12 protein-coding genes, 1 tRNA gene and 1 pseudogene are annotated in these 20,218 nt (G+C 68.7%); 5 read left to right on the top strand and 9 right to left on the bottom strand.

What is annotated here, in order from left to right; all coding sequences use genetic code 11:
* Positions 1 to 129: 129 nt before the first annotated feature.
* The 5 genes from ACFY0K_RS20395 to ACFY0K_RS20375 all read right to left on the bottom strand — a co-directional run bounded on the left by ACFY0K_RS20395 (position 130) and on the right by ACFY0K_RS20375 (position 8,118).
* Positions 130 to 1,527, bottom strand: coding sequence for an OFA family MFS transporter (locus tag ACFY0K_RS20395; RefSeq protein WP_390641016.1), 1,398 nt, complete (start codon positions 1,525 to 1,527; stop codon positions 130 to 132).
* Between the two features lies 1 nt (position 1,528).
* A complete protein-coding gene (locus ACFY0K_RS20390) occupies positions 1,529 to 2,917 on the bottom strand; it encodes an OFA family MFS transporter (protein WP_351961654.1) in 1,389 nt (462 codons plus the stop codon).
* A 124-nt stretch (positions 2,918 to 3,041) separates the two neighbouring features.
* On the bottom strand, positions 3,042 to 5,186 hold the full coding sequence (locus ACFY0K_RS20385; protein WP_390641373.1) for an acetate--CoA ligase family protein: 2,145 nt from the start codon (positions 5,184 to 5,186) through the stop codon (positions 3,042 to 3,044).
* Positions 5,187 to 5,190: 4 nt separating this feature from the next.
* A complete protein-coding gene (gene frc, locus ACFY0K_RS20380; protein ID WP_390641015.1) occupies positions 5,191 to 6,423 on the bottom strand; it encodes a formyl-CoA transferase in 1,233 nt (410 codons plus the stop codon).
* Between the two features lie 12 nt (positions 6,424 to 6,435).
* Positions 6,436 to 8,118 (bottom strand): thiamine pyrophosphate-binding protein, encoded by a 1,683-nt coding sequence (locus ACFY0K_RS20375; protein WP_390641014.1) that lies wholly within the window; start codon positions 8,116 to 8,118, stop codon positions 6,436 to 6,438.
* 199 nt (positions 8,119 to 8,317) lie between these two features.
* Here ACFY0K_RS20375 and sucC point away from each other — a divergent pair, with 199 nt between their 5' ends.
* The 4 genes from sucC (at position 8,318) to ACFY0K_RS20355 (ending at position 12,388) form a co-directional block, all read left to right on the top strand.
* Positions 8,318 to 9,448 carry an ADP-forming succinate--CoA ligase subunit beta gene (sucC, locus tag ACFY0K_RS20370; RefSeq protein ID WP_390641013.1) on the top strand — a complete coding sequence of 377 codons (1,131 nt, stop codon included), beginning with the start codon at positions 8,318 to 8,320 and terminating at the stop codon, positions 9,446 to 9,448.
* A gap of 11 nt (positions 9,449 to 9,459) precedes the next feature.
* Entirely contained in the window at positions 9,460 to 10,344 is an 885-nt protein-coding gene (sucD, locus tag ACFY0K_RS20365; protein ID WP_390641012.1) for a succinate--CoA ligase subunit alpha, read from the top strand.
* 2 nt (positions 10,345 to 10,346) lie between these two features.
* Positions 10,347 to 11,882, top strand: coding sequence for an aldehyde dehydrogenase family protein (locus tag ACFY0K_RS20360; protein WP_390641011.1), 1,536 nt, complete (start codon positions 10,347 to 10,349; stop codon positions 11,880 to 11,882).
* Positions 11,883 to 12,303: 421 nt separating this feature from the next.
* Positions 12,304 to 12,388: transfer RNA gene (locus ACFY0K_RS20355), tRNA-Leu, on the top strand.
* A gap of 13 nt (positions 12,389 to 12,401) precedes the next feature.
* On the opposite strand, the gene ACFY0K_RS20350 is transcribed toward ACFY0K_RS20355, so the two are convergent.
* The 4 genes from ACFY0K_RS20350 to ACFY0K_RS20335 form a co-directional block, all read right to left on the bottom strand.
* Entirely contained in the window at positions 12,402 to 13,148 is a 747-nt protein-coding gene (locus tag ACFY0K_RS20350) for a hypothetical protein (protein WP_390641372.1), read from the bottom strand.
* A gap of 110 nt (positions 13,149 to 13,258) precedes the next feature.
* Positions 13,259 to 13,633 (bottom strand): hypothetical protein, encoded by a 375-nt coding sequence (locus ACFY0K_RS20345; RefSeq protein ID WP_390641010.1) that lies wholly within the window; start codon positions 13,631 to 13,633, stop codon positions 13,259 to 13,261.
* 123 nt (positions 13,634 to 13,756) lie between these two features.
* On the bottom strand, positions 13,757 to 14,260 hold the full coding sequence (locus ACFY0K_RS20340) for a hypothetical protein (RefSeq protein WP_390641009.1): 504 nt from the start codon (positions 14,258 to 14,260) through the stop codon (positions 13,757 to 13,759).
* Between the two features lie 7 nt (positions 14,261 to 14,267).
* Positions 14,268 to 18,122 carry a DNRLRE domain-containing protein gene (locus tag ACFY0K_RS20335; protein ID WP_390641008.1) on the bottom strand — a complete coding sequence of 1,285 codons (3,855 nt, stop codon included), beginning with the start codon at positions 18,120 to 18,122 and terminating at the stop codon, positions 14,268 to 14,270.
* A gap of 239 nt (positions 18,123 to 18,361) precedes the next feature.
* Between ACFY0K_RS20335 and ACFY0K_RS20330 the strand changes: the two are divergent.
* Positions 18,362 to 19,601 (top strand): annotated as a pseudogene (locus tag ACFY0K_RS20330) (IS256 family transposase).
* The last annotated feature ends 617 nt before the right edge of the window (positions 19,602 to 20,218 follow it).

The following is a 20,218-nucleotide window of genomic DNA, read 5'->3' as shown; positions in this document are numbered from 1 at the left end:
GCGAGAGCCCAGGAGAGCTACCGTCGCGACTTCGGAGATGAATTGCCTCTCCGGAAGCGGCTGAGTCCCGGACCCCGATCCGGGACTCAGCCATCGGGAATACCCCGCTCCGAGGCCCCGCGGAAACCGTCAGGTAGCCGTCTGCGCCTGCACCGCCCCCACCGTCGTGGTCGTCCCCCGCCCCGGCTGCCGCAACAGCAGCGCCACCCCTGCCGCCAGCATCGAGATGCCGCCGGCCAGGGCGTAGGCGCCGTTGTAGCCCCAGGCGCCGACGACCATGGAGCCGAGGCCGCCGCCGAAGAGGCCGCTGATGAGTTTGCCGCTGTAGACGAGGCCGTAGTTGGTGGCGTTGTAGTTCTCGCCGAAGTAGTCCGGGGTGAGGGCGGCGAAGAGCGGGTAGAAGGCGCCGCCGCCGAAGCCGGAGAGGAAGGCGAAGAACAGGAACAGCCACTCGCTCTTGATGTCACCGGCCCAGATCACGCCGAACTGGGCGAGGCCGAGGACGACGATGACGAAGACGAGGGTCGGTTTGCGGCCCAGGCGGTCGGAGAGCCAGCCGACCACGCCGCGGCCGATGCCGTTGATGACCGCCATCACGCCCATGGACGAGGCCGCGACCAGGGGGCCGAAGCCGACGTCCTTCGCGAAGTCCACCTGGAAGGAGATACCGAAGATCGAGACGCCGGCCGTCATGACGATGGAGATCCACATCAGCGGGAGCATCCCGGTGCGGATCGCCTCCTTGGGGGTGAACTGGCGTACCGCGGGCGGGTTCTTGGCAAGGGCCGCGCCGGTCCGGGTGCCGGTCGCGTGAGTGAGTGGGTCGACGTCGGCCGGCCACCAGTTCTTCGGCGGGTCCTTGAAGAAGAACGCGGTGACCAGGACGACGACCATCACGTAGGCGCCGATCAGGTCCAGGACCCGGTGGTAGTTGGCCGTGTCGAAGGCGTAGTTGAAGATGAAGATGAAGGGCAGCGAGCCGTACGCGAAACCGCCGTTCACGAACCCCGTGCGGGCGCCCCGGCGTTCGGGGAACCACTTGCCGACCATGTTGATGCAGGTCGCGTAGACCAGGCCGGAGCCCAGGCCGCCGATCACGCCGAAGCCGATGATCGCCAGCCAGATCTCGCTGATGTGGGAGAGGGCCAGGAAGCCGATCAGGCACATGAACGATCCGGTGTACATGGCGCGGCGTGCGGTCAGGATGCCCTTCTCGCGCAGCCAGCCCGCCGGGAAGGCGATGCCGGCCTGGAAGAACACCCAGACGCTCAGGATCCAGAAGGTGTTGGACTGCGTCCAGCCGTGCGCGTGGGACAGGGTGTCCTCCGCGGAGCCGTACGCGTACTCGAAGACACTGATGGCCATCATGGCTGTCCACGGGAGGTACACCATGATGTTCCGGGAGTGGCCGAGGATGTCCCGGTCGGTCTCGCCGATCCGGTAGACGCGGCCCCGGGCGTCCGTGACCTCGCGGTACGGGCGGCGTCCGGCGTCCGTGCTGTTCGTGGCTACAGGGTCTGCCGTCATGTCACGCCATCTCCTCGCCGAGCGGCTGCGGGTTGGGGACGATGCGCCGGGCGCTGGGCCTGCCCGGTGCCTTGAGGAAGAGGGCCAGCACTGCGGAGGCCAGGCCGACGGAGCCCGCGAGCACGAACGCGCCGTGGTAGTCCCACTCACCGACGACGACCGCGCCCAGACCGGAGCCCACCAGGCCGGAGATCAGCTTGGAGCTGTAGACCATTCCGTAGTTGGTGGCGTTGTTGTTCTCACCGAAGTAGTCCGCCGTCATGGCCGCGAAGAGCGGGAAGATCGCCCCGCCGCCGAAGCCGGAGACCATGGAGCAGAACAGGAAGAACGGCATGCTGCCCATCTGGCCGGAGACCAGCACGCCGAACTGCGCGCTGCCGAGCACGATGCACACGATGATGAGCGTGTTGCGGCGGCCGTAGCGGTCGGAGATCCAGCCGATGACGCCGCGCCCGGTGCCGTTGACGATCGCCTTCAACGACATCGCCGTGGCGACGATCCCGCCCGCGAACCCCATGTCCTTGCCGAACGGCACCTGGAAGGCGATGCCGAAGATATTGATCCCGGCCGTGCAGAGCAGACAGAACCACATCATCCACAGGACGGGCGTACGGGCTGCCTCCTTGGGTGTGTACTGCTTGACCGCCGGCGGGTTCTTCTCCAACGCCCGCCGAATCTTCGGGTCCTGAGTCGCCTTCAGCGGGTCGACGTGCGGCGGCCACCAGTTCTTCGGCGGGTCCCTGAAGAACCAGCCGGCCGACGCCACCACCAGACACAGCCCGACCCCGACCGCGGAGAGCACGACCTTGTAGTTGCTCAGGTCGAGGACCGAGGTGAAGAGGAACACGAAGGGCACGGACCCGTAGGCGAAACCGCCGTTGACGAAGCCCGTCTTGCCGCCCTTGCGCTCCGGATACCACTTGCCGACCATGTTCACGCAGGTCGCGTAGACGAGACCGGCGCCGATGCCGCTGCACATGCCGAAGCCCAGATAGGCGACGACCACGTTCGGCGCGAACGCCAGCGACACATAGCCAAGCAGCGTGCCCACCGCGCCGATCAGCATGGCCGTACGGGCGGGGAGCCGGCCGCTCTCCCGCAGCTGCCCGGCCGGGAAGGCCACGGCCGCCTGGAAGAACACCCAGACGCCCATCAGCCAGAAGATGTGCCCGCTGCTCCACAGATGCGCCTCGTGCAGCGTGTCCTCCGCCGACGTGAACGCGTACTCGGCGGAACTGATGCCCATCATGCCCACCCAGGGCAGGATGACCATCCACTTGCGTGTCCGGCCCATCAGATCGACGTCTCTCTCGCCGATCCGGTACCTGCGGCCGTTGCGGTCCGTCACCTCCCTGAAGGGGACGGACGCCGTGAGATCGATGGATGACATGTTCGCTCAGCACCCCTTGCGTCGAAAGTTCTGGCCAGCGCCCCCTGTCCAATGCCTTTCGTGCGCGCTCGGGTCCCGGGGCCGGCCGACGCGCACCGCCGGCCGGCCCCTTCCCGCACCTACGTCATGAGCCGCCCCCCAACAGTCCGGCCGCCCGCGCCCAGCGGTACTTGGCGCCGAGCACGGCCACCGGCCGCTCGGTCGTGTACGGGTACGCCACGACCCCCCGCTCGTACAGGTACTGGCAGGCCTCCTCGACCTCGACGTCCCCCGCGAGCGAGGCGACGACCGGCTTCTCGATGCCCCGCTCCCGGAACTCCGCGACCACCCGCGCCGTCAGCTCCGCGAACACCATCGGCGGGGTGACGATGGTGTGCCAGTAGCCGAGGACCAGCGCGTGGATCCGCGGGTCCTCAAGACCCAGCCGGATCGTCGCCTCGTACGTCGACGGCGGCTCTCCGCCCGTGATGTCCACCGGGTTGCCGGCGGCGCCGAACGGCGGGATGAAGCGGCGGAACGCCTCGTCCAGGTCCGGCGGGATCTCCATCAGGGTCAGCCCGTTGTCGGTGATCGCGTCGGACAGCAGCACACCGCTGCCGCCCGCGCCGGTGATGATCACGACGTTGTCGCCCTGCGGGGGCGGCAGCACCGGCAGGCCGCGCGCGTACTCCAGCATGTCGTTGAGGCCCGGCGCCCGGATGACGCCCGCCTGCCGCAGGATGTCGTCGTACACCGCGTCGTCGCCCGCGAGCGCGCCCGTGTGCGAACCGGCCGCCTTGGCACCGGCCGCCGTACGGCCCGCCTTGAGGACCACGACCGGCTTCTTCGGCACGGTCGCCCGCGCGGCCTCGACGAAGGCGCGGCCGTCCTTCAGGTCCTCCAGGTGCATCGCGATGCACTCGGTGTGCGGGTCCTCGCCGAACCAGGTCAGCAGGTCGTCCTCGTCCAGGTCCGACTTGTTGCCGAGGCCGACGATCGCCGACACGCCCGTCTTGGTGGTGCGGGCGAAGCCCAGGATCGCCATGCCGATGCCGCCGGACTGGGAGGTCAGCGCCACGCCGCCCTTCACGTCGTACGGCGTGCAGAACGTGGCGCACAGGTCCTGCCAGGTGGAGTAGTAGCCGTAGATGTTCGGGCCGAGGAGGCGGATGCCGTGGCGCTCGCCGATCGCGACGATCTCCTCCTGGAGTTCATGCTCGCCGGTCTCCGCGAAGCCGGACGGGATCAGCACGGCGTTGGGGATCTTCTTCCGGCCCACCTCCTCCAGCGCCGCTGCCACGAACTTGGCGGGAATGGCGAAGACGGCCACATCCACCTCACCGGGAACGTCCGTGACACTCTTGTACGCCTTGCGGCCCAGAATGTCATCGGCCTTGGGGTTCACCGGATGGATCTCCCCGGCGAAGCCGCCGTCGACGAGGTTGCGCATCACCGAATTGCCGATCTTGCCCTGCTCGTTGGAGGCGCCGATCACGGCGACCGAGCGGGGCTGCATCAGCCGGCGCATGGTCTCCAGGATCTCGTCGCGGGTGTACTTCCTACGCGGTGGCGGCTGTCGCTCCGCGAGGATGATCCTGATGTCCGCGGCGACCGCGCCCGCCGCGGTCGCGATCACCGGGTTGAGGTCCACCTCGGCGATCTCCGGGAAGTCCGCGACCAGTTGGGAGACCCGGCGGATCTGCTCGGCGACCGCCCACCGGTCCACCCCGGCCTGCCCGCGCACCCCGCGCAGCACCTCGGCCGCCTCGATGGAGTCCAGCATCGACAGCGCCTCGTCGGCGGAGACGGGCGCGAGCCGGAAGGTCACGTCCTTCAGCACCTCGACCAGCACCCCGCCGAGCCCGAAGGCGACGACCTTCCCGAAGGTCGGGTCGGTGACCGCGCCGACGATCACCTCCGTGCCCTTCGGCAGCAGCTCCTGGACCTGGACGCCCTCGATGCGTGCGTCGGCGTCGTAGGCACGCGCGTTCTCGACGATCCGGTGGAAGGCCGCGCGCACGTCCGCCGCGCCCTCCACCCCGACGACGACCCCGCCCGCGTCGGTCTTGTGCAGGATGTCAGGCGACACGATCTTCATGACGACGGGTCCGGCGAAGCGTGCCGCGTACGCCACCGCCTCGTCGACGTCGGTGGCGAGCTCCTCGCCCGGTACGGCGATCCCGTACGCGTCGGCGACCACCTTGCCCTCCGGCGCGGTGAGTGCCGTACGGCCCTCGGCGCGCACGGAGTCGAGGAGCTCGCGGACCCGCAGCTCCCGGTCCTCTGCCATCACGTCAGATCACTCCGTTCGACTTGAGCAGGCGCAACTCTTCGTCGCCGAGGCCGAGTTCGCCGATGTAGACCGCTTCGTTGTGCTCGCCGAGCAGCGGCGAGCTGGTGACGTCGACGGGGGAGTCGGAGAGCTTGAGCGGGCTGCCGACGGTGACGAACTCGCCGCGCTCGGGGTGCGGGACGGTGACCACCATCTCGTTGGCGACCAGCGACTCGTCCTCGATGATCTCCTTGGTGGAGAGGATCGGCCCGCACGGGATGTTGTGGGCGTTGAGCTGCTCCAGCACCTCCCACTTGGGGAGCGTCGAGGACCACTCCTCGATCAGCTGGAACATCTTGTTGAGCTTGGGCAGCCGGGACTCCGGGGTCGCCCACTCGGGGTCGTCGGCGAGCTCCGGCCGGCCGATCAGCCGGGTGATCGGCTGCCAGCCGACGGGCTGCACGATGACGTACACGTAGTCGTTGGGGCCGCCCGGCGCGCACTTGACCGCCCAGCCGGGCTGGCCGCCGCCGGAGGCGTTGCCGGAGCGCGGCACCTCGTCGCCGAAGTCCTCGTTCGGGTACTCGGCGAGCCGGCCGCGCGCGAGCCGCTGCTGGTCGCGGAGCTTGACCCGGCAGAGGTTGAGCACGGCGTGCTGCATGGCGACGTTGACGCGCTGGCCGCGGCCGGTGTGCTCGCGCTGGAAGAGTGCCGCCAGTATTCCGGCCACGGTGTGCACTCCGGTGCCCGAGTCACCGATCTGCGCGCCCGTGGCCAGCGGCGGGCCGTCCTCGAAGCCGGTGGTGGCCATCGACCCGCCCATCGCCTGGGCGACCACCTCGTACGCCTTGAAGTTGGTGTACGGGCCGTCCCCGAACCCCTTGATGGAGGCGTACACGATCCGCGGGTTGATCTCCTTGATGCGGTCCCAGGTGAACCCCATCCGGTCGACCGCGCCGGGACCGAAGTTCTCCACCATCACATCGGAGCGCCGGATCAGCTCGGTCAGGATCTCCTTGCCGCGCTCGGTCTTGGTGTTGAGGGTGATGCTCCGCTTGTTGCAGTTGAGCATCGTGAAGTAGAGGGAGTCGACGTCCGGGAGGTCGCGCAGCTGCTTGCGCGTGATGTCACCGGTCGGCGCCTCCAGCTTGACGACGTCCGCGCCGAGCCAGGCGAGCAGCTGGGTGGCGGAGGGGCCCGACTGGACGTGGGTCATGTCGAGGACGCGAATGCCCTCAAGTGCCTTGGCGGTCATGGGCGTTCCACCTCACTTGTACATGGTCTGGTTCATGGTTCCAGGGGCGTACGCGTCCGGGTCGACCCAGACGTTGATCAGCGACGGCTTGCCGGACTCACGGGCCCGGCGCAGGGCGGGGCCGATGTCCGCCGGGTCGCGGACCTCCTCGCCGTAACCGCCCAGCATCTGGGCGAACTTGTCGTAGTGGACGTCCCCGAGGGTGTTACCGACCCGCTCGCGCTCGATGCCGTACTTGGCGGCCTGGCCGTAACGAATCTGGTTCATCGAGGAGTTGTTGCCGACGATGCCGACGAACGGGAGGTCGTAGCGGACCAGGGTCTCGAAGTCCCAGCCGGTGAGCGAGAAGGCGCCGTCACCGAAGAGGGCGACCACCTCCTTGTCGGGGCGGGCCTGCTTGGCGGCGAGCACGAAGGGGACGCCGACGCCGAGGGTGCCGAGCGGGCCCGGGTCCATCCAGTGGCCCGGCGACTTGGGCTGCACGACCTGCCCGGAGAAGGTGACGATGTCGCCGCCGTCGCCGATGTAGATCGAGTCCTCGGTCAGGAAGTCGTTGATCTCGCTGACCAGGCGGTACGGGTGGATGGGCGAGGCGTCCGACCGCAGGCTCGGCAGCCGCTTCTCCAGCGCGGTCTGCTCCGCGGCGCGCAGCTCGTCGAGCCACTCCTTCCGCCTGGAGGCACCCCCGTTGACACGCCCGGAGGCCGCCTCGGTCACCGACTTCAGGACCAGGCCCGCGTCGCCGACGATCCCGAGGTCGATGTCCCGGTTCTTGCCGACCGTGCGGTAGTCGAGGTCGATCTGGACGACGGTCGCGGTGGGGGAGAGGCGCTTGCCGTAGCCCATGCGGAAGTCGAAGGGGGTGCCGACGATCACGATGACGTCGGCGTTGGAGAACGCGTACCGGCGGGAGAGCTGGAAGTGGTGCGGGTCGCCGGGCGGCAGGGTCCCGCGGCCCGCGCCGTTCATGTACGCCGGGATGTTGAGGGTCCGCACCAGCTCGATGGCGTCCGCGGTGCCGCGGGTCGTCCAGACCTGGCTGCCGAGCAGGATGGCCGGCTTCTCGGCGTGCACGAGCAGGTCGGCGAGCTTCTCGATCGCCTCGGGGTCGCCGGCCGAGCGGGTCGAGGCGCGGTAGGCGCCCGACCTGGGCACCCGCGCCTTCTCCGCGGGGACCTTGGCGTCGAGGACGTCGCGGGGTATCTCCAGGAAGGAGGGGCCCGGGGCGCCGTGGTAGCACTCGCGGAACGCCATGGAGACCATGTCGGCGGCGCGGGCGGTGTCCGGGACGGTCGCCGCGAACTTGGTGATCGGCGTCATCATGTCGACGTGCGGCAGGTCCTGCAGGGACCCCATCTTGTGCTGGGTGAGCGCCCCCTGGCCGCCGATCAGCAGCATCGGGGACTCCGCGCGGAAGGCGTTGGCGACCCCGGTGACGGCGTCGGTCGTACCGGGACCGGCCGTGACGACCGCGCAGCCGGGCCTGCCGGTGAGGCGCGCGTAGCCGTCGGCGGCGTGTGCGGCCACCTGCTCGTGGCGGACGTCGACGACTTCTATGCCCTCGTCGACGCAGCCGTCGTAGATGTCGATGATGTGGCCGCCGCACAGGGTGTAGATGCGGTCGACCCCCTCGGCCTTCAGCGCCTTGGCAACGAGATGACCACCGGAAATCACGTCCTGGGTGTCGTCGGGCATGGCGAAGTCCTGTCCCTTCGTAGGGGGTTGGAACGCTCTCGCGGTACATTGCATACAGTCGACGAATACTGTATGAACCTTGTTATCCCGCATCCGGTGGGTGGTGTCCAGGGGGTGTGCGGCACTTTTCGGTCATCGGAGTTCAGCCTCCTTCGGCCTCTCGATGACTTCTCGACGGACTTCGCAGACAGGAGCCGGAATGGACCTGTACGAACACCAGGCAAGGGAACTCTTCGAAGATCACGGCATCGTGGTGCCGAGGGCCGAGGTCACCGACTCGCCCAAGGAGGCCCGGGAGATCGCCCGCAGGCTCGGCGGCAGGGTCGTCGTGAAGGCGCAGGTCAAGACCGGTGGCCGGGGCAAGGCGGGCGGGGTGAAGCTCGCCGCCGACCCGGCCGCGGCGGAACTCACGGCACGTCAGATCCTCGGCATGGACATCAAGGGGCACACGGTGGGCAAGGTGATGCTGGCCCAGCCCGTCGACATCGACAGCGAGTTCTACGTCTCCTACGTCCTCGACCGGGCGGCCGGCGGCTTCCTCGCGATCGCCTCCGCCGAAGGCGGCATGGAGATCGAGGAGGTGGCCGCGAGCCGGCCCGAGGCGGTGGCCCGGGTCCGCATCGACCCCGCGGTCGGCGTCACCTCCGCCAGGGCCCAGGAGATCGCCGCAGCCGCCGGACTGCCGCCGCAGACCGTCGACGTCCTGGTACGGCTCTGGCAGGTACTGGTCCGCGAGGACGCGGTGCTCGTCGAGGTGAACCCGCTCGTGCGCACCGAGGAGGGCCGGATCCTGGCCCTCGACGGCAAGGTCACCCTTGACGACAACGCCCGCTTCCGGCAGCTCCGCTGGGGCGCGGAGGAGGGCGAGCACCACGACCCGCTGGAGGCGGCCGCCGCCGCGAAGGGACTCAACTACGTCAAGCTCGACGGCGAGGTCGGCATCATCGGCAACGGCGCCGGCCTGGTCATGTCCACCCTGGACGTGGTGGCCGGCTGCGGCGCGCGGCCCGCCAACTTCCTGGACATCGGCGGCGGGGCCTCCGCCCAGATCATGGCCGACGGACTCTCGGTCATCCTGTCCGACCCGTCCGTGAAGTCGGTCTTCGTCAACGTCTTCGGCGGGATCACGGCGTGCGACGCGGTCGCCGACGGCATCGTCCGGGCCCTGGATACCGTCCGGCTGACCAAGCCGCTGGTGGTCCGCCTCGACGGCAACAACGCGGCCCGCGGCCGGGCGATCCTCGACGGCCGCGCGCACCCCCTGGTCGAACAGGCCACCACCATGGACGGCGCCGCCCGCCGTGCCGCCGAACTCGCCACCACCGCCTGAGGAGTCCTGCCATGGCGATCTACCTCACCAAGGAGAGCAAGGTCCTCGTCCAGGGCATGACCGGCGGCGAGGGCATGAAGCACACCCGCCGGATGCTCGCCGCGGGAACCGACGTCGTCGGCGGGGTCAACCCGCGCAAGGCCGGGCAGAGCGTCGACTTCGACGATCGCGCGGTCCCGGTCTTCGGCACGGTCGCCGAGGGCATGGCGGCGACCGGCGCAGACGTCACCGTCGTCTTCGTGCCGCCCGCCTTCGCCAAGGCCGCGGTGCTGGAGGCGGCCGACGCCGGCATCGGCCTGGCGGTGGTGATCACCGAGGGCATCCCGGTCCACGACTCGGTCGCCTTCACCTCCTACGCGCGGGCCAAGGGCACCCGGATCATCGGCCCCAACTGCCCGGGCCTGATCACCCCCGGCCAGTCCAACGCGGGCATCATCCCCGCCGACATCACCAAACCCGGCCGCATCGGCCTCGTCTCCAAGTCGGGCACCCTGACCTACCAGCTCATGTACGAGCTGCGGGACGTCGGCTTCTCCACCTGCGTGGGCATCGGCGGCGACCCGGTCGTCGGGACCAGCCACATCGACTGCCTGGCCGCCTTCCAGGAGGACCCCGACACCGAACTCGTCGTCCTCATCGGGGAGATCGGCGGCGACGCGGAGGAGCGGGCCGCCGCCTACATCCGGGAGCACGTCACCAAGCCGGTCGTCGGCTACATCGCCGGGTTCACCGCACCCGAGGGCCGCACCATGGGCCACGCGGGCGCCATCGTCTCCGGTTCGGCCGGTACCGCCCGGGCCAAGCAGGCGGCGCTGGAAGCGGTCGGAGTACGGGTGGGAAGCACGCCGACCGGGACCGCCCGGCTGGTGCTCGAACTCCTGAAAGCGGGGGGTTGACCATGGTCCTCGTCCGCAAGCCCGGCACCGGCTGGGACGACGCCTGGGCGCGCTGCCTCGCCCTCGCCCCCGAGGCCTTCCGGGACGACCGCGTCCTCAACCTCTGGGCGGGCGGCTGGCAGCCCGACGGCCGCCCGCTCCCCGCGACCAGCCCCGTCGACGGCAGCCCGATCGCCGGCGCCCCCCGCCTCGACCACGCCACCGCGCACCGGGCCGTCCGCGCCTGCCTCGACCAGCACCGCGCGTGGCGGTACGTCCCGCTGGAGGAACGCCGGGCCAGGGTGGCCGCCACCCTGGACGCCCTCACCGAACACCGCGAGCTCCTCGCCCTGCTGCTCGTCTGGGAGATCGGCAAGCCCTGGCGGCTGGCCCAGGCGGACGTCGACCGGGCGATCGACGGGGTGCGCTGGTACGTCGACGGCATCGAGACGATGCTCGCCGGGCGGGCCCCGCTGGACGGGCCGGTGTCCAACATCGCCAGCTGGAACTACCCGATGAGCGTGCTCGTCCACGCGGTACTGGTCCAGGCCCTGGCGGGCAACGCGGTGGTGGCGAAGACCCCGACCGACGGCGGGGTCGCCTGCCTCACCCTGGCCAGTGCACTGGCCGCCCGGGAGGGCCTGCCGGTGACGCTGCTCAGCGGCAGCGGGCGCGAGCTGTCGCAGGCGCTGGTACGGGCGCCCGAGATCGGCTGCGTCTCCTTCGTCGGCGGCCGGGACACCGGCGCGGCGGTGGCCACGGCCGTCACCGACCTCGGCAAGCGGCACGTACTCGAACAGGAGGGACTCAACACCTGGGGCATCTGGAACTTCACCGACTGGGCCGCGTTCACGGCCGTCGTCCCCAAGCTCTTCGACTACGGCAAGCAGCGCTGCACCGCCTACCCGCGCTTCGTCGTCCAGCGCGAGCTGTTCGACGAGTTCCTCACGGCCTATCTTCCGGCGGTACGCCGGCTCCGCATCGGCCACCCCCTCGCGGTGGCCGATGCGACCGACGCACCGCCCGACCTGGACTTCGGGCCGGTGATCAACGCGGCCAAGGCCAAGGACCTGACCGACCAGGTGGCCGAGGCCGTCGACCGCGGCGCCGTCCCACTGCACCGCGGCAGCCCGGCCGACGCCCGCTTCCTGCCCGGCCAGGACACGTCGTCGTACGTCCACCCGGTCACCCTCCTCAACCCGCCCCCCTCCTCACCCCTCCACCACGCGGAACCCTTCGGCCCGGTCGACACGATCGTCCTGGTCGACACCGAGGCCGAACTCCTGGCCGCCATGAACGCCTCCAACGGCGCGCTGGTCGCCACGCTCTCCACCGACGACGAGGCCACCTTCGCGCGCCTGGCCCCGCAGATCCGCGCGTTCAAGGTCGGCCACGGCACGCCACGCTCCCGCGGCGACCGCGACGAGCTCTTCGGCGGCTTCGGCGCGTCCTGGCGGGGCGCCTTCGTCGGCGGGGAACTGCTGGTGCGGGCGGTGACCCGGGGGCCGGCGGGGGAGCGGTTGCCGGGGAACTTCCCGGAGTACCAGCTGATGCCCTGACCGCACGCAACCCTCACGCCACGGCGCGCCCGGGTACCCGGGCGCGCCCGGTGCCGGACCCCAGGGGGGCGCCGCGGCCGCGGCCCGCCACCTCCGGACGTCCGGACGTCCGAGTGCTCGGCGAGCGGCCGCGGCAGGCGGCGGCCCGCGGGACGGGAGGCGCAACATCGTCGCACCGGCGGCCACAGGGCGTGACCGGTGCGGACCGGTCACGCCGGGTGTGACGGGGCCGAGTCGAGGAGGTGCGGCGGGCCGCCGGGCACCGCTTCCGCCCGCCCGGTGACGGCCCGACCACGCGCCGTGACCCGCCCCCCCACCTGCATCGGAGCCGACGGAAACGCAGGTGAAAGGCACTCCGAAAGCTTGGTATTGTTGTCCATGTCGCCGCGGGGCACACCCCCGGTCGCGCGACAGACACCTAGTCCGGGTGGCGGAATGGCAGACGCGCTAGCTTGAGGTGCTAGTGCCCTTTATCGGGCGTGGGGGTTCAAGTCCCCCCTCGGACACTCGCTACTGGCTTTAGCGATACGCGGATGAGGACCTCGACCTAACGGTTGCGGCCCTACTTGCGTATTCGTAACTGATCGTGATCCCGAGGGCTTCGTAGAGCGGGCTCTTCTTCTCTGCGTCGGTTGCCTGCACGCGTTGTGCGATGTCTCCGAATCTCTCAGTGATCTCCAGGATCTGGTCGGCGCTGGGGGGAGTTTCCCTCTTTGGAGTGGCGGCAGGTGACGTGGCTTGCCCCTTGCGTGCTGTCTCCTTGTCCGTCTGCGCCTCGTTGATCCTTTGAGTGACGATGGCGGGGGTCGGCGCCGGCTTCGAGGGCGGCCCGGTAGCGGGCGAGACGCCGCTCGTACTCCTTGACCGTTGTGCGGGCCTGTGCCTGCTGCGGTGTGAGCGGCTCGGCAGCGTTCGCTGCCGAGCGGGCGTGGGCGAGGGCGGTGAGGGTGGCGGCGAGCCGGTCGGGGGCGAAGGCTTTTGCGATCCATCGGTCCAGAGCCCGGCAGACAACGTCCTCCCGGAGGTAGACGGTCCGGGGGCGGTCCAGGCCGGGGTGGAGGGACTGTTGCTCCTCCTTGCGCTGCTTGTTCCAGATCTCGTGGCCGGGCAGCGGGGGTTGATGAGGATCGCTCTGGCGGCACCGGCCTGCCATGCGGTCTTCTTCCGGTGGGGTTGCGGGTTGCGTCGTGGGCGGAGGGGCAGGGGGGTGCCTTCCGGGGTGAGCTGGGCGGCGATGGTCTTGTCGCTCGTGCCGTCGACGTACATCTGGAAGATCCGGGCCACGATGGGGGCTGCGGCGGGGTCGGGTTCCAGGCGGTGGATCCGCTGTTCCGTCGCGGCCTTGGCCGGGTTCGGGTGCGGTCCCGCGTCGCCGATCAAATCCCGTACGGGGGGCGTTCGCCGAGGTGGCGGTCTTGGGGCTGGGCCTGGGAGCTCATGGCGGTCCGGACACGGATCTTGATGCGGTTGCGTTCGCCCTTGCTCATGCCGCCGAAGACGGACATGACGAGGTCGTGGGCCTCGTTGTCCGGGTCGCTCGGGCCGCCGATCTCCGGGACCCACAGGGGGATGCGGAAGTGGACGAAGACGAGGACGGTGTTGCCGAACTGGTTGCCGTAGAAGGTGCGCTGCGGTTCGCCGGTCACGACGGCGTGGAATGCGCGGTGGGGGTTGCGGGAGGCCTGGAGGAGTTCGTTGGCGCGAGGGCGGCGCTGCCAGGGCAGTTCGGGCATCAGCCCCATACCGGCCACGTCGGACCGATGACGAGAACGACAGAGCCCTGGCGCAACGGCTCGGTCTCCTCCGACCGGCCCGCACCGACACCGCTGTGAGGGTCGGGACGAGTTCCTGCCCTCATAGCAGTGTCCTTCATGTCAGACCTTCAGCGGCTGTCTGCCGGACGAGTTCGGTGGCTTGTTCCAGTCCGGGGAGATGGCGAACAGCCACAGGCCGTTCTGCTTGAAGACGGTGAAGTTCTGCTGCTGTCCGGTGCGGCGGAAGTAGATCGTGCCGCCTCGGACGTCGTAGGGATCCTCTTCGGTCATGTTGATCGAGACCGGTCCTGCGGCGCCCCTGCCGTAGCTGCGGATGAACCAGCGGGCGCCGGCTGCCTCGCTGCGGCGGGCGAACCAGGAGTGCCTGGACAGATCCTCCAGGCCGTCCGTGTCACCGTCACGCACTCGCTCTATGAAGAGTTGCATGTAGAGCTTGAGTGTGTCGGGGGCGGTCTTGTCGCCGGTGAAGGTCACCGCGGGCAACCCCGCCCGGCTCGCCTGGCGGTAGTCCCACTGGTCGCGCGGCGCGCCCCAGGCGGCTGTGCCTGCGGCCAGCAGGACAACCAGGGCCAGCGAGGCCCACAGCACATAGCTGCGTTTCATCTTCACCTCAGTACCAGTGCGGAGTGATGTGGGCGATGTAGACCGTGACGCCCTTGCGGCGCTTCATGATCGCGGAAAGGGTTGTCTTCCTGTACTTGCTGGAGTGCTGGTAGACCAGCACGGAGCCGGTCGTGGAACCGGCGTAGTAGATCACGCCCGCGTGGTCGAGGTTGGAACTCGTGCCCGCGTAGTCCAGCAGCATGATGTCGCCAGGCACGATGTCGCTGATCTTGCGGACCCAGGTGACGCTGTCCTCGTTGGCCATGAAATGGGCGAAGTTGTTCGCAGCGGACCAGGAGTAGGTCATGTCCGACTTCGACTTGCGCCACCATTGCCACGGGCTGCGTCTGACGTCGACGATCGAACCGTACTCCATGTGCGCGCCGCCGCCCTTGTTTAGAGCCCTGGAGGCGAAGTTGGTGCAGTCGGTTCTGAGTTCGTCCTTGTCGTTGTAGTGCTTGGACGCCCAGTTGGCGACGCCGTTGCGGGTGAAGGACGCGTAGCTGGTGGTGGACGACGCGGTTCCTGTCGGGAGTGGGTCCCCGTCGGTGTAGAAGGCGTCCATGGCGGGCGCCGTGGCGTCGGTGGTGTCGTTGTCGAGAGCGACCTGCGCCGCGGCGTTGCCGGAGGTGGACAGGCTGGTCAGGAAATCTTCCGCTGACAGGATCTGGGAGAGGACAGGTACCGCTCCTGTGGTGTCGAAGGTGTAGACCTCGAAGGCATTCTCCTCGTCCTGGGCGCTACCGTCGGTCATGGTGGCTGTACCCGTGTGGTGCGTGTAGACCAGATCCGAGCTGCCGCTCAGGGGACCGGCGGCGGTGCTGGACAGGGTGGCGGTGATGGAGGAGTAACCGAGCCCGTCGCCCGCGTCGTGGGCCCTCTCGGCGAGCAGGTCGTCCTCTTCGGTGTGCAGCTGGGCACTGAAGGAGGTTCCGTCGGCCTTGGCCGACACGGCCGCGTCCGCACTCGCATAGGTGCCGGTCAGCAGGCCGTTGCAGGCGTCGAGATACTGTTGGACGATCGACTGGTACGCGGTGGTGCTCTTGCTGTGGGTTGCCGCGGGCTTCGTCAACGTGGACGTTGCCGCCGCGCTGGTGCCGTTGCCGGTGGTCGCAGTTACCGTGACGCTGTATCCGGTGCCGTTGGTGAGTCCGGTGAGTACAGCCGTGGTGCCGCCGGTTGCGGCGTCGACCTCGACCTGTGCGGCTTGTGTGGTGCCGGCGGCGTAGGCGGTGACCTGGTAGGAACTGATGTCGCCTGAGTAGCCGGTGTTCTCGGGCGCGTTCCAGTTCACCAGAAGGCCGCTTGCGGTAGGTGTCACGGTCACAGCCGTGGGTGTGTCGGGGGCGCCCGGGGCGATGTAAGTGACCGTGAGGTTGGTGCCCGAGGCCGGGTAGGTGGTGCCCGTCGTGGTTTCAGAACCCTCGTCTGCGGCTTGGATGGCGAGCCCCTGGTTTGGGTTCGATCCGTCGAGCCACAGCTGTACGGCGGAGGTGACGTCGAGCGCGGCCGGGTCGGCGGCACTCAAGTCGAGCGTGTCGCCGCTGGCCGCTGTGACCAGGTCGGTGCCGGTGCCGGTGCTGGACCAATCGGCGTTGAGCGGGTGGACTTCGACATCGTGCGCTTCGCAACTGCCCAGGCACCCGGCGGTGCCCATGCTGAGGGTCGCCGAGGTGATCTGCGCACCGGCGGGAAGCGCGGACAGGTCCGGACGGATGTAGCTGCGCCAGTGCGTGCTGCCTGAGGCACCGACCTTCAAAGTGGCTGCTGCGGAGCCGGTACACGGGGCGCCGGAGCAGTCGCTCGCTCCGGTGTCCACGGTTGCCTGTGTGAGAGCAGAGCCGCTGATGACCTTGGTGGTCGTGGTCGGCGCCGTCGTCGACTGAGGAAGGTGGACGGTGAAGGTCTGCAGGGCGGTGTAGCCGGAACAGAGGTTGTTGGAGCAGGCCCGCATCTTCCAGGTGTAGGTGGCTCCGTCGCTGAGCAGGCCGACTGGGACCTGGACGGCTGCACGGGCCCCGTTGTCCGCTCCGACCGTTGCCAGAGGTGCTCCGCCGAGCGCCACGCCAGCGCTGTCGTACAACAGGAAGTCGGCCTGGACCAGGTTTCCGGACGGGGCCGAGACCACGCCGGACAAGATCGGAGTGAGGGTTTGAGTGGCGCCGCTTTGAGGTGCTGTCGGCAGGTCTGCGGCAGGCTTGGGCGCCTTGGACGTGTCCACGGCGAAGCTCAGCCAGCCCGACCAGTCCGAGTAGTCCGTGCCGTCGTAACCGCGGACGCGGAATTTGTACGTCGTCTTGTCCGAGAGCACGCCGGTGGGAACGCTCCAGGTCGCCTTCGAACCGGCGGCGACGGAGGTCGCGGAGCCGGTGGTCAGGACTGTGCCGCTGCTGTTGGCGACAGAGAACTGGGGTGTGAGGCTGTTGGAGTCGGCGTCACTGACCAGAGCGGATAGCGCCGGGGCGGTGGAGGTGACGTACGAGGCGCTGCCTGAAGTGCTGCCCGGTGTGGCCTGCAGGCCCGACGGCTTGGCGGGCAGGGTGTTGTAGGTGACGGCGAGGGTGGGCTCACGGGTGGCGGTGTAGCAGGAGGTGTGCGACGAATCCGGGTTCATCGAGCAGAAGCGCTTGCCATAGGTGAAGTCACCATCGGCGTTGTTCAACTGGATGCCGTGCTGGTCGTGGGTACCGTCCACCCACCCCTTGATGATCTTGGTGATGTCGATCGTCTCGGAGCCGTTGCTGCAGCCATCGGTCTCGTCACCATGGTTGAAGCTGTCACTGATCCACCATGAGCCCGCGTAGTCGGCCGCCGGTTTGTTGGACCACACCGTCGAGCCCGAGGCGTTCCCGTTCAGTGGGTGGATCGACATCGGCTGGGGCGTACAGGTGTTGGCGTCGTACTGGTACAGCTTCAGGTTGGCGCTGACCACGTGCTTGCCCTGAATGGCATCGAGCTTCCAGTTCAGGTACGAGCGGTAGTTGGTGGTGCCGCCATCGAACGTACCGACCATCAGACGGTAGTTGCTGACCTCAGGCGTGGTGCTGCCCGTGTAGACATAGGTGTCGCCGTTGCGGCTGAGCGAGGAGATGTCCGGGTCGATCGTCACCGGGTAGACCGTGTGCGGGCTGTCCAGAAACCTCATCGAAGGGCGCAACTGCATCCGAGGCGTGCCGTCCGGCGCCTTGGTCAGGGTAGTGGCCACCTTGCGCTCGGTATCGGGAAGATGCTCAGCACCGTGCGCGGAGTCCCACATCGTGAACTGGTGGGCCGATGCGACGGTGGCACCCAGCGCCCTGCTCCGCAGAGTGATCGCGCCGTCGGTGCCCTGGTGGGCCTTGAGACCGTCGCCGAGGACGAGCGGAAGTGTGAGGGAGACCCTCTTCGTCGGACGCTTGGTGAGCACGACATGCGCGGTGAACCCGGTGGCCGTGGTCGACACGACCAGTCGTTCGGTAGCGGTGACTCGGAACGTCGCGACACCGCCGCGGACCTTGGGCGCGGGCAGCTTCGAGGGCCACCCGACACCGACCTCCGAGCCGTCGCTCTGGGTCATGGTGGCGGCGGTCCGAGAACCGCCACCCGAAATGCGCAGCCGGACCGGCGACTTCCGCGGAACCCAGCCGGTGGTGGAGTGCTTGAGCGTCAGATCGACAGCGCTGTAGGTGCCGGCGGAGTTGGCGACACGCTGCTGGCCCTCCGATATCTGAGTGGTGAGCGTACCGTCCGGGTTGGCGAATGTGGTCGAGTACTCGTCGTCCAGGCCCTCGATGTGGACCGGTTCACCGGTGTCGGCAGCCTTGGACAAGGCTGATGCCGCGTCACCGGTCGTGAGGTCCGTCTGTTCACTGCTCTGCGACATGAGGGGAGTAGCCGTAGCCACCGCACCCACACCGCCCGCGAGCATCATGTCGAGCGTGAGAGTGGCGGCCGCAATCACGGCGGTCCGTCTCAGGCGTCCAGCGAGGGGTTGCGTCCATGGAGATGGTGTACGGGTTCGACCTGATCCGGGGGTTTGCTCCGGCGTTGGGATGAGGCCCGCATAGACGAACGGCCACCGGCTGATCTTCGAGATGTCGAGTCACGAAGGAGATCAGCACGATGACCGCACCCGACAGTCTGCCCCTGCACGCCCTCGCCGAGGACAACCTCGCCGCGGCGAGTCCCGATCTGCTGCGCGCGATGGTCAAGTCGTTCGCCGACGCGCTCATGTCCGTGGAGGCCGATGCCCTCTGCAATGCCGAATACGGGCAGGTCAGCGACGAGCGAGTCAACCACCGCAACGGCTATCGCCCGCGCGAGTGGGACACGAGGGCGGGCACGATCGAGCTGGCCATTCCCAAGCTCAGGTCCGGGAGTTACTTCCCGCACTGGCTGTTGGAGCGCCGCCGGCGGGCCGAGCAGGCCCTGATCTCGGTGGTGGCCACTGCCTATCTGCTGGGCGTGAGCACGCGCAGGGTCGAGAAGCTCGCCGAGTCCCTCGGGGTGACCCAGCTGTCGAAGTCCCAGGTCAGCGCGATGGCCAAGCACCTGGACGAGCAGGTCGCCGCGTTCCGCAACCGGCCCCTGGACGCCGGCCCCTACGCGTTCGTCTGGGTGGACGCGCTCACGCAGAAGGTCCGCGAGGGCGGTCGCATCATCAACGTTCACGCGCTGATCGCGGTCGGCGTCAACGCCGACGGGCACCGCGAGATCCTCGGCCTGGACGTGGCCACCGCCGAGGACGGCGCCGGCTGGCTCGCCTTCCTGCGCTCTTTGATCGCCCGCGGCCTGGCCGGCGTCCAGCTGGTCATTTCCGACGCGCACATGGGTCTGGTCAACGCGATCGGCGCCACCCTGCCCGGTGCGAGCTGGCAGCGTTGCCGCACTCACTACGCCCGCGCGTTGCTGAGCCAGGTGCCCAAGTCGGCCCAGCCGTGGGTGGCCACGCTGCTGCGGACCATCTTCGAACAACCCGACACTGACGCAGTCCAGGCTCAGATGCGGCACGTCCTGGACGCCCTGGAGGCCAAGTTCCCCAAGGCAGCGGCCCACTTGGACGCCGCTCAGGGCGACGTGCTGGCGTTCACCGCGTTCCCACGCGAGAGCTGGCGGCAGATCTGGTCGAACAACCCGCAGGAACGACTGAAACAAGGAGATCAGGCGTCGCACGGACGTGGTCGGCATCTTCCCCGACCGCACCGCCCTGATCCGCCTGGTCGGCGCGGTGCTGGCCGAGCAGAACGACGAGTGGACAGAAGCCCGCCGCTACATGGGACTCGACCTGCTCGCCAAGGCCCGCCTCCACCCGATCGAGTCAGAAACCGACGAGACCGTCCTACCAGCCGAACTCACCGCCTAGCCTCAAAGAAGAGATCACCGAGTGGCTGTCGATACACCACTCCGGCGGACGTGACCCAGCGAGGTGCAAAGCGCTCCTTGATGAAGAACGAAAGTCGACGAATATTCGCAACGACTTCACACGTTCTTCAAGATCGGACGGGCTTGACTTACCTAACTCTTACTTCATTACCGCAGGTCAGATCCCTGCTGAGGACCCCTGGGTGCCTCGCGTCAGGGGGAGGGGCTGATCTGCGGAGTGTTTGGGAGTGTAAATCTAACGGCGGATCCGGCGATCATTGGACGACGTCATGTGACCTACCCAGCCGTGGAGTTGGAGGCCGCGGAGCCTGTCGAGAGTGCTCATTTGGGGCAGCAACCCGGGCCTGTGTCCGATGAGCAGCTGGTCGCCATGCTGGCCGAGGTCCACGTGGTCGAGGTGTCCAAGCGGACCATCTCCACCATCACCGACAGTCATAGTGATGTCCGGGTCCCCGGTGGCTGGCGGGTGGGTCAGGTCCAGGGCTCACGAGGTAGGAGTGGGGTCTTTCGGCAGAACTTGCAGCTGGAGCCGCCCTTACGCCACCATGGCCGTATCGGCAGAGGGCAACTCGCCCCTCGGGCATAGACGGCACGTTC

The organism is Streptomyces sp. NPDC001507, from assembly GCF_042894765.1.
In the GTDB taxonomy this organism is placed as follows: Bacteria; Actinomycetota; Actinomycetes; order Streptomycetales; family Streptomycetaceae; genus Streptomyces.
Note: the sequence above shows the minus strand (reverse complement) of the source record. Positions and strands in the feature narration are given on the sequence as shown.